Consider the following 14,392-nt stretch of genomic DNA (forward strand, 5'->3'; position numbering starts at 1 on the left):
AGTTCAAAGCGGCCGAGCCACTTGTAGCCGGTCTTGGGGCTGATGCCGAACTGGCGACACAACGCGCGCACGTTGGCGCCGTCCTGGCAGGCCAGGTGCACGAATTCTTCACGCAGGGACACGGTGCTCTTCTCCGTCCAGACCATGGGCTTCTTCCGGGGCTTCTAAACCCCGAAAGCGTTACCCATGTCCTGGCACACCCGTTACCTATGTCCCCGGTCTATACAGCGCCGCAGAAGAAAGTTACCCGGCCGCCGGGACGGACTCCCGGCAATGCACCGAACAAAGAGAACAACCGCAAATGCCACAAAGAAAAACGGGGCCGAAGCCCCGTTCCCATTCAACCAACCAAACCGCTTACCACTGCAGCTTCAGCGTGTACGAGCCCGTGCCGCTGTAGCGCAGCACCTGCACATACAGCGTCACCGAGCCCGAGCCGCCATTGGCGTAGCTCGCGCTGTCGACCTGCCCCGCCGCCTTCTCGCTGCTGGCCACCGTCGTGCCGGAGCTGTTCTTGACGTAGAGGTCGAAGTCGTTACTGCTGCTGCCCATGGTCAGCGTCGCGGCCAGCGTCTTGCCGGCCGGCAGCGTCACCTTGAAGTAGTCGGTGTCGCTGGTCGAGCCGATGGTGCCGGCCACGTTGGCCGGTGCCGAGACGGTGTTGGCCGCCGAGATCGAGCCGTTGGACTCGGTCTCGTTGACCGTCGGCAGGCCGCCCGTGCCCGTGATGGCCGCCACCGCAGCCGCCGCATCCAGGATGCCGGCGCCGCATTGCGAGCAGCTGCCCGGGAAGGCTCGCGCGCTGCTGATCAGCGCGGCCTTGATCTGGTCGGGCGTGGCGGTCGGCTTGGCGCTCATCATCAGCGCGACGACACCGGCCACATGCGGCGTGGCCATCGACGTGCCCTGGTAGTAGGCATAGCTGTCGGCGCCCGGCGCCTTGGTGCCGGCGTTCAGCGTGCTGAGGATGCCGTTGCTGCTGCTGGAGCGCACATCACCACCGGGCGCCGCCAGCGTCACGATGGAGCCGTAGTTCGAGTAGTAGGCGCGAGCACCATTGCGATCCGTGGCTGCCACGGCAACCACGCCGGAGCAGTTCGCCGGGTTGGAGTTGCTGGCGTTCTGGTTCTCGTTGCCGGCTGCGACGATGACGCTCGTGCCGCGCGAACGGGCGCTGTTGATGGCATTCTGCGACGTGGTGTCGCAGGCACCGCCGCCACCGAGGGACATGTTGATGACCTTGGCCGGCGTGGCGTTGGTGGGCAGGCCCGAGACGCTGCCGCCCGAGGCCCAGACCATGCCGTCGGCGATGTCGGAGGTGTAGCCGCCGCACTTGCCCAGCACGCGCACGGGCTGCACCTTGGCGTTGAAGGCGATGCCCGCCACGCCGGTGGAGTTGTTGGTCTTGGCCGCGATGGTGCCGGCCACATGCGTGCCGTGCCAGCTGGAGTTGCTGGCCGGCTCGCCGGTGCCGCACTCGCCCGCGGCGGTCCAGTCGCCCGGGTCGCTCGGGTCGCTGTCACGGCCGCTGCCGTCGTTGGAGACGGCCGTGTCGTTGATCATGTCGTAGCCGGCGACGATCTGGCCCGACAGGTCGGCATGCGGGCGGTAGCCGGTGTCGATGACGGCCACGACGACGCCCGAGCCGGTGGACAGGTCCCAGGCCGCCGGGGCGCGGATGCCGCCGGTCGTCTCGTACAGGTCCCACTGCGAGCTGTAGCTCGTGTCGTTGGGCGTGAACATCGGGTACATCTTGCGGTCGGGTTCCGCGTAGGCGATGTTGGGGTCGGCCGCCTTGAGCTGGTTGGCCAGGCTCTGCATCTCGCCGTGCGAGAGCGCCTTGTCGAGCTTGTAGATGTGGGCGCCAGTGCCCATCTGGCGCAGCACGCGGGCCTTGGCGCCGCGCAGGGCCAGTGCCGAGTTCACGACATTCAGGCGAGCTTCCAGTGCGTTGGTAGCGATGCCGACGGCGCGCAGTACGGTGGCGTCCTGGGCATCAACCTGGGAGGCGTCGCGGTAGCTGACGATGAGGCGGTCGGTACTGCTCGCACGCACCAGGCTGGCAACGCCCACGTCGACCTGGGTGTTGGATACGCCAGCCTGGCTGGCACCCGCCGTCAGCAGGCCACAGGCCAGTGCGAGCAGGGTTCTCTTGTTGGCAAAAGCAAAACTCATTTGTGGTGGTTCCGGAAAAGTCACCGTGGCGGACGGCGCACCGGCTCGGCCCGCGGGATCTCCACGAGGAGCACCACTGTGTTCAGCTCGCCGGCAGGACTCAACCCAACAACAAAACCGTCCTGGCCGACATGGCGCATCCGAAGCGGGCCGCAGTGTGTCCGTGGCGCGAAGGCAGCCTTGTCACCAGCCGCAGTGACGGAAGTAACCCTAGCGGGCAATCACGGATGACAGCGCCCGTGACCAATGGCATGCGCACGCTCGAGCGAGCGAAACAAGCCGGCTGCAATTCGGTCGCGGTTTTCAGCGGGTCGTCGCATGGCACTGGCAACTCATCGCTTGCGGCTTGGGGCCGCTCATTCACGCGCCTAGCCTGAACACAGGTCGACGCGTTTTGCGGCGCCCGCCCCCCCACCAAGAACCCACAGGAGCTTGTCATGTCCACCCGCTACTCGATTGCCCAGCGCACACCTTTGCTCAACAGCCTGTTCGCCGGCGTCGCCTGCGCCGTCACACTGACTCTGACCGCGGGCCCTGCAATGGCTGCGCCAGGCGACCTGGAACGCGTTGAAGTCAGCGGGCGCGTCGTCGAGGCGCCCGTGCGCTACGACATTCACAACGCCTGCGCCAACCTCGACCTGCAACTGCAGGACGCACTGCAGACGACCTGGGAGAACGAGCGCCGCACCGGCCAGGTGAAGGTACAGGTCGTCATCGACGGCGGCGAAGTGACTGCCGTCAGGACCAACGGCATCTCCAACCGCATCGAGCGCACCGTGCGCAATGCAGCCAACATGCTGGAGTGCGGCCCGCAGAAGACGGCCGGCACGCAGATCTATCGTTTCCGCGTCGACTTCATCGATCCCGACGACCGCAACAACCAGCAGGTCGCCGGCGCCGGGCGTGGCTATCGGATCGCGATGGTCAACGAGTGAAGCACGGCGGCGTCGACGCGCGCAAGCGGCAGCGGTAGGCGCTCTACCGCTGGGCCGCCCGGTTCGCGCTGGGGCATCGCCCAGATGGGTGCCGGAAAGTGACTGTCCCAGTCGAAACGCGCGATGACATGCCAGTGCAGATGCGGCACGACATTGCCCAGGCTGGCGATGTTGACCTTGGTCGGCGCGAGCAAAGACCTTAAGACCCGCTCGATCTCGGTGACAGCGTCCATGCAGGCGTGTCTATCCGTGACCGAGAGGTCGCTGAACTCGGCGACATGGGCATTCCAGATGAGGCGATAGAAGGCCGGAAAACGCCGCGCCTCCTCGCCCCCATCCGGTTCCGCGACGCGCACGACGCGGAACTTGGGCGTGCGCGCGATGACGAGCCCGCCGTCGCTGTCACACAGAACGCAGCTCACACCAGCACCCGTTCAATGCCACCGTTGTTGGCCTTGGCCACGTACTCCGGCATCCAGTTGGGGCCGAGGATCTGGTTGGCCATCTCGACGACGATGTAGTCGGCTTCGAGCAGTCCGTTCTGCAGGTCATCGCCGTAGCGGCTCAAACCCTGCAGGCAACTCGGGCAGGAGGTCAGGATCTTCAGGTTGTCGTTGGCGCCGACCTTGCCCGCGTCACGCAGCTGGGTCTCGGCCTTGCGCAGCTCCTCTTCCTTGCGGAAGCGCACCTGGGTCGAGATGTCGGGCCGCGTCACGCCCAGGGTGCCGCTCTCGCCACAGCAGCGCTCGTTCTTGACGACGTTCTCGCCCACCAGCGCCTTCACCGTCTTCATCGGCTCCTGCAGCTTCATCGGTGAATGGCAGGGGTCGTGGTACAGGTAGCTGTTCTTGGAGCCGAGGGTGATGCCCTTCTCCAGCAGGTACTCGTGGATGTCGATGATGCGGCAGCCCGGGAAGATGTCCTCGAACTTGTAGCCCTGCAACTGGTCGTAGCAGGTGCCGCATGACACCACCACGGTCTTGATGTCGAGGTAGTTCAGCGTGTTGGCGACACGGTGGAAGAGCACCCGGTTGTCGGTGATCATCTTCTCGGCCTTGTCGAACTGGCCCGAGCCGCGCTGCGGGTAGCCGCAGCACAGATAGCCGGGCGGCAGCACCGTCTGCACGCCGGCATGCCAGAGCATGGCCTGCGTGGCCAGGCCGACCTGGCTGAACAGGCGCTCCGAGCCACAGCCGGGGAAATAGAACACGGCCTCGGTCTCGCTCGCCAGCGACGGCGGGCGGATGATGGGCACGTAGTCCTTGTCCTCGATGTCCAAGAGAGCGCGCGCCGTCTTCTTGGGCAGGCCACCCGGCAACTTCTTGTTGATGAAGTGGATGACCTGTTCCTTGATCGGCGCGGCGCCCAGCGTGGCCGGCGGCGCGCTGGTCTGCTTGCGCCCCGCGAGCTTGAACAGGTCGACCGCAAAGCGCTGCGCCTTGAAGCCGATGCCCACCATCGCCGTGCGCGCCAGCTTGATGGTCTCGGGGTTGGTCGCGTTCAGCATGAACATGGCGGCCGCGTTGCCGGGGCGCCAGGTTTTCTGGCCCATCTTGCGCAACAGGTTGCGCATGTTCATCGTCACGTCGCCGAAGTCGATCTTGACCGGGCAGGGCGACAGGCACTTGTGGCAGACCGTGCAATGGTCGGCCACGTCCTCGAACTCCTGCCAGTGCTTGATCGACACGCCGCGGCGCGTCTGCTCCTCGTACAGGAAGGCCTCGACCAGCAGCGAGGTGGCGAGGATCTTGTTGCGCGGGCTGTAGAGCAGGTTGGCGCGCGGCACATGGGTGGCGCAGACGGGCTTGCACTTGCCGCAGCGCAGGCAGTCCTTGACCGAGTTGGCAATCTCGCCAATGTCGCTCTGCTGCATGATCAGCGACTCGTGGCCCATCAGGCCGAAGGACGGCGTGTAGGCATTGCGCAGGTCGGCCGGGTAAGCGGCATCGCGCAGCAGCTTGCCCTTGTTGAAGCGGCCTTCGGGGTCGACGCGCTTCTTGTACGCCGTGAAGTTGGCCAGCTCCTCGTCGGTCAGGAACTCGAGCTTGGTGATGCCGATGCCATGCTCGCCCGAGATGACGCCATCCAGCGAGCGTGCCAACGTCATGATGCGCGCCACGGCTGCATGGGCCGTCTGCAGCATCTCGTAGTTGTCGCTGTTGACGGGGATGTTGGTGTGCACATTGCCATCGCCGGCATGCATATGCAGGGCCACCCAGACGCGGCCGCGCAGCACTTCCTTGTGGATGCGCTTGAGTTCGGCGATCAGCGGTTCGAAGGCCGCGCCGTTGAAGAGGGCCTGCAGGGGCTTGAGGATCTGCGTCTTCCACGAAGCCCGCAGCTCGTGCGTCTGCAGTCCTTCGAAGAAGCCGCCATTCGGTCCATCCAGGCCGTTCAGCCACTGCTGCCACAGCTCGCCCACCTCACGCAGCAGCGCGAGCGCCTGCTGCACGCGGTCTTCCAGCAGCTCAGCGCTGGGGATGTCGCCCGCGTCGTCGCTCTTGCCCAGCGGCAGCTTGCCGGTCAGGAACAAGGCCTGCAGCGCCGTCACCAGCGCCAGCTTGTTGTGCAAGCTGAGCTCGATGTTGATGCGCTCGATGCCCAGCGTGTACTCGCCCATGCGGTGCAGCGGGATCACCACGTCCTCGTTCACCTTGAACGCATTCGTGTGCTTGCTGATGGCCGCGGTGCGCTTGCGGTCCAGCCAGAACTTCTTGCGCGCATCGGCGCTGACGGCGACAAAGCCTTCGCCCGAGCGGCCGTTGGCCAGGCGCACGACTTCTGAAGTGGCGCGCGCCACCGCATCAGCGTCGTCGCCGACGATGTCGCCCACCAGCACCATCTTGGGCAGGCCGCCGCGCTTGCTCTTGGTGGCGTAGCCCACGGCCTTCAGGTAGCGGTCGTCCAGATGCTCCAGGCCCGCGAGCAGCACGCCCGTGTCGGCGATCGAGAACATGTAGTCCTTGATGTCGACGATGCTGGGCACGCAGTCCTTGGGGTTGCCGAAGAACTCCAGGCAGACCGTGCGCACATGGGCCGGCATCTTGTGCACGATCCAGCGCGCGCTGGTGATCAGGCCGTCACAGCCTTCCTTCTGGATGCCCGGCAGGCCGGCGAGGAACTTGTCCGTCACATCCTTGCCCAGGCCCTCCTTGCGGAAGACGCGGCCCGGGATGTCCAGTCTCTCGGTCTTTTCGAGCTTGGTGCCGGAGGCGTCGAAATAGCGCAGTTCGAAGCTCGCCACTTCCACGTCGTGGATCTTGCCGAGGTTATGGTTGAGGCGGATCACCTCCAGCCACTTGGCCTCGGGCGTCACCATCTTCCAGCTGGCCAGGTTGTCCAGGGCCGTGCCCCACAGCACGGCCTTCTTGCCGCCAGCGTTCATGGCCACGTTGCCGCCGATGCAGCTCGCCTCGGCGGAGGTCGGGTCCACGGCGAAGACGAAGCCACTGGCCTCGGCCATGTCGGCCACGCGCTGCGTGACGACGCCGGCCTCGCTGAAGATGGTCGGCACCTCGCGGTCGAGGCCCGGCAGGCGCAGCATCTCGACGCCGCGCAGCGCCTCGAGCTTCTCGGTGTTGATGACGGCGCTGTTCCACACCAGTGGAATCGCGCCGCCCGTGTAGCCCGTGCCGCCGCCCCGCGGAATGACGGTCAGGCCCAGCTCGAAGCAGGCGCCCACGAGACCGGCCATCTCGGCCTCGGTGTCGGGCGTCAGCACGACGAAGGGGTACTCGACGCGCCAGTCGGTCGCGTCCGTCACGTGGGACACGCGCGACAGGCCGTCGAACTTGATGTTGTCCTTGGCGGTGTGCTTGGCGAGCTTCTTGGCCGAGCGCTTGCGCAGTTCAGCCACGCGCTCGAACATCAATGCGAACTCGGCCACCGCACCGCGCGCCGCCTTCAGCAGCTCACCGACCGACGCGTCGCGTTGCGCATCGGCAGCGGCGTCACGGCGCTTCTCCACCTCGCCCAGGCGATGGTGCAGGGCCTCGATCAGCTGGCCACGGCGGCGAGGGTTGTCCAGCAGGTCGTCCTGCAGATACGGGTTGCGCTGCACCACCCAGATGTCGCCCAGCACCTCGTACAACATGCGCGCGGAGCGGCCCGTGCGACGCTCTAACCGCAACTGGTCCAGCAGCTCCCAGGCCCGGGAGCCCAGCAGGCGGATGACGATCTCGCGGTCGGAGAACGACGTGTAGTTGTAGGGAATCTCGCGCAACCGGGGGGCTGCGCTCTCAGCCGCTTCAGCGGTGGGCATCAGGGGATGCGGAGCGTTCATGGCAACCGGCGTGACCGGAAAAGTAGCCTTCGCAGGCTGGTTCGGGCGGGCAGCGGCTCGGGTCGGCAGCAGGGCGGGCAAGGACTACCCGGCTTGTGGCCACGGCCCCTCGCGGCAAGGGTTGGAATCCTAACCGAGGGGGGTTGCCCCCAGGGCGCCACCGTGTTTGCCCGCCATTCGTCGCTCATCAAGCGGCGCTATGCTGGCCCGCAAAACACCGCATGGAGACACTGCAATGAAGTCGTTCGCCTATGTCATGGCGCTGGGCGCTGCCCTGGGCCTGGCCAGCCCGGCCCAGGCCCAGACCGAGATCCAGTGGTGGCACGCCATGGGCGGCGCGCGCGGTGAATGGGTCAACGACCTGGCCAAAGACTTCAACGCCAGCCAGAAGGACTACAAGGTCATCCCCACCTTCAAGGGCACCTACGACGAGTCCATGCCCGCGGCCATCGCCGCCTTCCGGGCCGGCAATGCACCCCACATCCTGCAGGTCTTCGAGGTCGGCACGGCCACCATGATGGCCAGCAAGGCCGCCATCAAGCCTGCAGCCGATCTCATGAAGGAAGCGGGCATCCCTTTCGACCCCAGCGCCTATGTGCCCGCAGTGGCCAGCTATTACACGGCTCCCAACGGCCAGATGCTGAGCTTCCCCTTCAACAGCTCGACGACCGTTTTCTTCTACAACAAGGATGCGCTGAAGGCCGCCGGCGTCGACAAGCCGCCCACGAGCTGGCCCGAGGTGGCTTCGGCGGCCGCCAAGCTCAAGGCCAACGGCAGCAAGTGCCCCCTCACCACATCGTGGATGAGCTGGACGCAGCTGGAGAGCTTCTCGGCCTGGCACAACGTCGAGTTCGCCACCAAGAACAACGGCTTCGGCGGCCTGGACGCACGCCTGGCCTTCAACACGCCGCTGCACCTGCGCCACATCGAGAACCTGGCCAACATGTCCAAGCAAGGGCTCTTCGTCTACAAAGGCCGCGGCAATACGTCCGACGCCACCTTCGTGTCGGGCGAGTGCGCCATGACCACGGCCTCGTCCAGCATCTACGGCGACATCAAGAAGAACGCCAAGTTCGCCTTCGGCATCACCGCCCTGCCCTACTACCCGGACGTGCCCGGCGCACCGCAGAACACCGTCATCGGCGGCGCCAGCCTCTGGGTGATGGCAGGCAAGAAGCCGGCCGAGTACAAGGGCGTGGCCAAGTTCTTCGAGTACCTGGCGCGGGCCGATGTCGCCTCCGAAAGCCACAAGCGCACCGGCTACCTGCCGGCCACCAAGGCGGCCTTTGTTGCTACCGAGGCCAGCGGCTTCTACAAGGCCAACCCGGGCAGCGACGTGGCCGTCAACCAGATGATCCGTAAGACCACCGACAAGTCGCGTGGCGTGCGCCTGGGCAACCACCCGCAGATCCGCACCATCGTCGATGAGGAATTCGAGCTGATCTGGGCCGGCAAGAAGACCGCGAAGGAAGGTATCGATGCCGCCATTCAGCGCGGCAACGAGCAGCTCGAAAAATTCGCTAGAACGGCCAAGCTCTGAACTGAGATGAGGCCCCCACGCTCGCCATGCTCGCTGCCCCCCGAGGGGGCGCCAGTGCCCTCCGGACGGCCGAGCGGGCACTGACATGGCGCAAGAAAAACGCGTCGTCTTCCGCTCCCGCTGGCTGCCGTGGCTGCTGCTGGCGCCGCAGGCGGCGGTCATCGGCGTGTTCTTCTTCTGGCCGGCGGCCCAGGCGCTGCTGCAATCTCTGCAGCAGCAGGACGCCTTCGGCCTGTCAACCGAATGGGTTGGCCTGGACAACTTCAAGGCGCTGTGGGCCGACGCGAGCTATCTCGACTCGTTCAAGACCACGGCGGTTTTCTCCTTGCTGGTGGCGGTGCTGGGCCTGTCGATTTCTCTGCTGCTGGCCGTCATGGCCAACCGCGTGGTGCGCGGCGCCGGCATCTGCAAGACCCTGCTGATCTGGCCCTATGCCGTGGCGCCGGCCATCGCCGGCGTGCTGTGGCTCTTCATGTTCGCGCCGTCCATCGGCATCGTGGCCTATGGGCTGCGGGCCCTGGGCTACGACTGGAACCACCTGCTCAACCCCGACCACGCCATGACGCTGATCGTCATGGCCGCGGTGTGGAAGCAGATCTCCTACAACTTCCTGTTCTTCCTGGCCGGCTTGCAGTCCATCCCGCGCTCGCTCATCGAGGCGGCGGCCATCGACGGCGCCAGCCCCTGGCGGCGCTTCTGGGACGTGACCTTCCCGCTGTTGTCGCCCACCAGCTTCTTCCTGTTGGTGATCAACATCGTCTACGCCTTCTTCGACACCTTCGGCATCGTCGACGCCGCCACGCAAGGCGGCCCCGGCAAGGAGACGGCCATCCTGGTCTACAAGGTCTATCACGACGGCTTCAAGGCCCTGGACTTGGGCGGCTCGGCGGTGCAGAGCGTCGTGCTGATGGTCATCGTCGTCAGCCTGACCATCCTGCAGTTCCGCTTCGTCGAGAAGAAAGTGAACTACTGATGGTCGAAAGAAAACCCTGGCTGGACTGGCTGGCCCACGCCATCCTGCTGCTGGGCGTGGCGGTGGTGGCCTTTCCGCTCTACGTGACCTTCATCGCCGCTTCGCAGACGTCTGAGGCCATCTTGCATGCGCCCATGCCGCTGGTGCCGGGCGGGCATCTGATCGACAACATGGCCACGGCCCTGGGCGGCGGCACCGGTTCGGGCTCCAGCGCGCCGGTGGCCCGCATGATGTGGGTGAGCTTCGTGACGGCCATGGTGATTGCCGTCGGCAAGATCGCCATCTCGCTGCTGTCGGCCTTTGCCATCGTCTACTTCCGCTTCCCGCTGCGCCAGCTGTTCTTCTGGGCCATCTTCGTGACGCTGATGCTGCCGGTGGAAGTGCGCATCGGGCCCACCTACCAGGTGGTGGCCGACCTGCACATGCTCAACAGCTATGCCGGCCTGACCGTGCCGCTGATTGCGTCGGCCACGGCCACCTTTTTGTTCCGCCAGTTTTTCCTGACGGTGCCCGACGAGTTGGTGGAAGCCTCGCGCATCGACGGCGCCTCGCCGCTGCGCTTCTTCAAGGACGTGCTGCTGCCGCTGTCCACCACCAGCATCGCCGCCCTCTTCGTCATCCAGTTCATCTACGGCTGGAACCAGTACCTCTGGCCGCTGCTGGTGACCACCGACGAGTCCATGTACCCCGTGGTCATCGGCATCAAACGCATGATCAGCGGCGGCGAGGCGGCCAACGACTGGAACCTCGTCATGGCCACGGCCCTGCTCGCCATGATCCCGCCCGCGCTGGTCGTGATCCTGATGCAGCGCTGGTTCGTTAAAGGTTTGGTAGATACAGAGAAATAAATGGCTGCCATCTCCATCCGCAAACTCTTCAAACGCTATGGCCACGGCGCCAAGGCGGTGCAGGTCATCCACGGCGTGGACGCCGAGGTCCACGACGGCGAGTTCGTCGTCATCGTCGGCCCCTCGGGCTGCGGCAAGTCCACGCTGCTGCGCATGGTGGCGGGGTTGGAGGAGGTCAGCGAGGGCGAGATCGCCATCGGCTCTCGGGTCGTCAACAACGTCGAGCCGGCGGACCGTGACATCGCCATGGTGTTCCAGAACTACGCCCTCTACCCGCACATGAGCGTCGGCCAGAACATGGCCTACGGCCTCAAGCTGCGCAAGATGCCCAAAGCCGAGATCGACGAGCGCGTGCAGCGTGCCGCCAAGATCCTGGAGCTGAGCCATCTGCTGGAACGCAAGCCGCGCGAACTGTCCGGCGGCCAGCGCCAGCGCGTGGCCATGGGCCGCGCCATCGTGCGCGACCCGCAGGTCTTCTTGTTCGACGAGCCGCTGTCCAACCTCGACGCCAAGCTGCGCGTGCAGACACGGCTGGAGATTCAGAAACTGCACCGCGAGCTGGGCGTCACCTCGCTGTTCGTCACCCACGACCAGGTCGAGGCCATGACGCTGGCGCAGCGCATCATCGTCATGAACGGCGGCCGCATCGAGCAGATGGGCACGCCCGAGGAGGTCTACGGCCAGCCGGCCTCGACCTTCGTCGCCAGCTTCATCGGCTCGCCGGCCATGAACCTGCTGCCGGGCCGACAGCACGGCGGGCAGTTCTACATCGACGGCGCCGAGCTCGACGTGCCGCCGGGCGTGGAAGGCGAACTCACGCTGGGCCTGCGCCCCGAGCATGCGCAGCTGGCCGACCGGGGCTGGCCCCTGCGCGTGGAGATGATCGAGATGCTGGGCGCCGAGCGCCTGGTCTATGGCAAGCTGGGCGCCGGCACGCCCTTCACGCTGCGCCTGGACGCCACCCTGCCCCCACCGCAGCCGGGCGACTGGCTGCACCTGGCCTTCAGCCCCGTGCACCTGCACCGCTTCGACGCCAAGACGGGACAAAGGCTGTGAAGACGCATTGGCCCTATCCGCTGTGGCTGGCCCATCGAGGCGCCGGCAAGCTGGCGCCGGAGAACACGCTGGCGGCCTTCCGCATGGGCGCAGGCTTTGGCTTTCGTGCGTTTGAGTGCGACGTCAAGCTCAGCCAGGACGGCCAGGCCTTTTTGCTGCACGACGACACGCTGGACCGCACGACCAGCGGCCAGGGCTCGCCGGCTTCAGCAGACTGGGCACAGCTGGCCGGGCTCGACGCCGGCAGCTGGCACAGCCCCCCGTTTGCCGCCGAACCGCTGCCGCGCTTCGCCCAGATCGCCGCCTTCTGCCAGGCCAACGGCTGCGCGCTGAATGTCGAGATCAAGCCCTGCCCCGGCGAGGAGGCCCGTACCGGCGCGGCCGTCGCCCGCGAGGCCGCTCGGCTGTGGGCCGGCGCACTGCCACCGCTGTTGAGTAGCTTCAAGCCTGAAGCCATCGCTGCAGCCCGCGACGTCGAGCCCGCCTTGCCACGCGCGTTGCTGCTGGACAAGCTGTGGGACGGCTGGCCCGAGGCCGCCGAGGCGCTGGGCGTCGTCGCCGTCATCACGAACTACCGACTGATGGACCGCGCGCTGATCGACCGCCTGCATGCCAGGGGCTGGCGGGCGCTGGTCTACACGGTCAACGACGCGGCGATAGCCGAGCGGCTCATTGCCGACGGCATTGACGGAATCATCACGGACGCCGTTCGCGAACTCGGACCTCAATGAACTCGCCCCTGCTCAAGACCCTTTGCGCCGCGACCCTCGGGCTGCTCGCAGCAGTGGCCCGCGCCGCCGCACCCAACTGCGAAACCGATCCGCAGCTGCAGCTCGACCGCATCACCGAAGGGGTCATCCTGGTCGGCGAGACCCATGGCAACGAGCAATCGCCGGCCTTCGTGGCCCGGCTGGTCTGCGGCCTGCTGGCACTCGATCGCCCCGTCATCGTGGCGGTGGAACGAGTCAGCCTTGAACAGCCGGCGCTGGCCCGCTACCTGGCATCGGCCGGCCGCGCCGATGACGTCCGCGCACTGCTCCGCGAGGAGGACTGGGCAGCGCCCGCGCAGGACGGACGCAGCAGCGTGGCGATGCTCAAGCTGCTGGAGCAGGTGCGGCGCTGGCGCCAGGCGGGGCAACCTGTCGAGCTGATCGCCATGGTGCAGCCCTGGAGTTCCGATGCCGCTGCCTCCGCGCCCGCCAGCGATCCCAAGCTCGTGCAGGCCCGGGAGGACCGCGGCATGGCCGACACCGTCACCGCGGCCCTCGCCCGGCATCCCGCGCACAGCGCCGTCGTGCTGGCCGGCAGCTTCCACACCGTCATCGGGTCCAAGATTCACCAGGACATCATCGGCTCGCCGTCCCTGGGCGACGTGCTCGCGACCCGCACGGCCGTCCATGTCATCGGCTTGAGCAGCGGCGCCGGTTCGTCCTGGACCTGCCGAACCAGCTGCGGCCCGAACCCGGTGCTCGCCGCCCCCTGGGATCTGCCCGATGCCCGCATCGACACCCGCGTCAGCCTCGGCGAGGTCAGCGTTTCGCCGCCGGCAGCGGCGATGCGCTGATCAACTGCGCGATGCGCGAGTAAAAGGCCACGTTGCGCGGATGCCCACAGCAACTCGTCCGTCGCGTCCTTCCGTGCGGTGAGCCCGCCAGTCCCTAACGCCTTAAGCAGCATGACTAGGGATGGGCTTTACGGGCGAAATGCGAGAACGTCTTCCAAGTTTCAGAAAAGGCTCAAAGGAGACCTGTATGAAAAGGATGCTTGCCGTGTGCGGCTTTTTGGCAGCGAGCCTGTCGTGTCAAGCCGATATTCAAGCCACCGCCTCGTTGAGCGGCTTTCACTTCGAGCTGATCGACCTCGATCTGGGTGACGGAATTTCACCTTCCCTCACGTTAAAGACGAGTACATCAGACGCAACGATCTGGACAACCACACCCGAGGGAATAACGGATCAACTGTCCGTGCAAACCGCAGTGCCCCTTACAGGCTTCTCTCGCTCGCTGACTCGCGGGGATCAGACAGGTGAGATCGAGCTGGTGAACACGAGCCTGAACAGCCTTCGCCTGACGACTTTCGTCAATTCATCGCTGGATTCGATGGCGCCACCGCATTCGGGTACCGGCACCTACGCGTACACGGGGTGGTATCCCAGCTTCATGCTCTCAGCCAAAACTCAGCTGACCATCGTTGCAGACGCCAAGCTCGCGGCGTCTTCCACCATTCCGGTCGACCCGAGCCTTGTCAATACGGCGATGGTCAATAGTCTCCTCAGCGCGTCAACGGTTGGCCAATATGACGATGATTCATTTCAGAAATTGATAAGTGGCAATAATGGATTCTCATTCACCGGCGAGAAGACGTTGTCGGTGACCGTTTCGAACGACTCGAACGAAAGCAGAAATGTGAGTGTTTCCGCCTATATCAGCTCGACCCAGGTGCTGAATCCGGTCCCAGAACCGGCAAGCATTTCCCTGTTGATGGCCGGACTTGCGTTGGTGGGCATGATTCTGAAACGGCGCAGAGGCTGACCGCCATCATTGAGCGCAACGGCACGTCGGTCGTGTGACCAGTAAATCAACA

Annotated in this window: 12 protein-coding genes; 8 read left to right on the forward strand and 4 right to left on the reverse strand. The window is 65.7% G+C overall.

The window, feature by feature from the left end; translation table 11 throughout:
* Together ACXJKM_RS23440 and ACXJKM_RS23445 are read right to left on the reverse strand one after the other, a co-directional pair.
* Positions 1 to 146 (reverse strand): helix-turn-helix domain-containing protein (locus tag ACXJKM_RS23440; RefSeq protein WP_457355739.1); only part of this gene is annotated, 146 nt, incomplete at its 3' end.
* A 211-nt stretch (positions 147 to 357) separates the two neighbouring features.
* Positions 358 to 2,175, reverse strand: coding sequence for a S8 family peptidase (locus ACXJKM_RS23445; RefSeq protein WP_457355584.1), 1,818 nt, complete (start codon positions 2,173 to 2,175; stop codon positions 358 to 360).
* A 437-nt stretch (positions 2,176 to 2,612) separates the two neighbouring features.
* Between ACXJKM_RS23445 and ACXJKM_RS23450 the strand changes: the two genes are divergently transcribed.
* Positions 2,613 to 3,110: a hypothetical protein gene (locus ACXJKM_RS23450; protein ID WP_457355586.1), complete on the forward strand. Its 498-nt coding sequence runs from the start codon at positions 2,613 to 2,615 to the stop codon at positions 3,108 to 3,110.
* On the opposite strand, the gene ACXJKM_RS23455 is transcribed toward ACXJKM_RS23450, so the two are convergent.
* Positions 3,083 to 3,532 (reverse strand): HIT family protein, encoded by a 450-nt coding sequence (locus ACXJKM_RS23455; protein ID WP_457355588.1) that lies wholly within the window; start codon positions 3,530 to 3,532, stop codon positions 3,083 to 3,085. The two genes, ACXJKM_RS23450 and ACXJKM_RS23455, sit on opposite strands and share 28 nt — an antisense overlap.
* Entirely contained in the window at positions 3,529 to 7,392 is a 3,864-nt protein-coding gene (locus ACXJKM_RS23460) for a DUF3683 domain-containing protein (protein WP_457355590.1), read from the reverse strand. The genes ACXJKM_RS23455 and ACXJKM_RS23460 overlap by 4 nt, the downstream gene beginning before the upstream one ends.
* A 235-nt stretch (positions 7,393 to 7,627) precedes the next feature.
* Between ACXJKM_RS23460 and ugpB the strand changes: the two genes are divergently transcribed.
* From ugpB to ACXJKM_RS23495, 7 genes are all read left to right on the forward strand, one after another.
* Complete coding sequence (gene ugpB / locus ACXJKM_RS23465) at positions 7,628 to 8,932, forward strand: sn-glycerol-3-phosphate ABC transporter substrate-binding protein UgpB (RefSeq protein WP_457355592.1); 1,305 nt, start codon at positions 7,628 to 7,630, stop codon at positions 8,930 to 8,932.
* 85 nt (positions 8,933 to 9,017) lie between these two features.
* Positions 9,018 to 9,905: a sn-glycerol-3-phosphate ABC transporter permease UgpA gene (gene ugpA / locus ACXJKM_RS23470; RefSeq protein WP_457355594.1), complete on the forward strand. Its 888-nt coding sequence runs from the start codon at positions 9,018 to 9,020 to the stop codon at positions 9,903 to 9,905.
* On the forward strand, positions 9,905 to 10,753 hold the full coding sequence (ugpE, locus tag ACXJKM_RS23475; protein ID WP_457355596.1) for a sn-glycerol-3-phosphate ABC transporter permease UgpE: 849 nt from the start codon (positions 9,905 to 9,907) through the stop codon (positions 10,751 to 10,753). Before ugpA ends, ugpE begins: the two co-directional genes overlap by 1 nt.
* Positions 10,754 to 11,809: a sn-glycerol-3-phosphate import ATP-binding protein UgpC gene (locus ACXJKM_RS23480; protein WP_457355598.1), complete on the forward strand. Its 1,056-nt coding sequence runs from the start codon at positions 10,754 to 10,756 to the stop codon at positions 11,807 to 11,809.
* Positions 11,806 to 12,540, forward strand: a complete 735-nt coding sequence (ugpQ, locus tag ACXJKM_RS23485; RefSeq protein ID WP_457355600.1) for a glycerophosphodiester phosphodiesterase — start codon at positions 11,806 to 11,808, stop codon at positions 12,538 to 12,540. The genes ACXJKM_RS23480 and ugpQ overlap by 4 nt, the downstream gene beginning before the upstream one ends.
* Positions 12,537 to 13,373, forward strand: a complete 837-nt coding sequence (locus tag ACXJKM_RS23490) for a hypothetical protein (protein ID WP_457355602.1) — start codon at positions 12,537 to 12,539, stop codon at positions 13,371 to 13,373. The genes ugpQ and ACXJKM_RS23490 overlap by 4 nt, the downstream gene beginning before the upstream one ends.
* Positions 13,374 to 13,560: 187 nt before the next feature.
* The gene (locus ACXJKM_RS23495; RefSeq protein ID WP_457355604.1) at positions 13,561 to 14,340 is read left to right on the forward strand and encodes a PEP-CTERM sorting domain-containing protein; all 780 of its coding nucleotides are present in this window, start codon (positions 13,561 to 13,563) and stop codon (positions 14,338 to 14,340) included.
* The last annotated feature ends 52 nt before the right edge of the window (positions 14,341 to 14,392 follow it).

It is taken from the genome of Roseateles sp. P5_D6, from assembly GCF_054049415.1.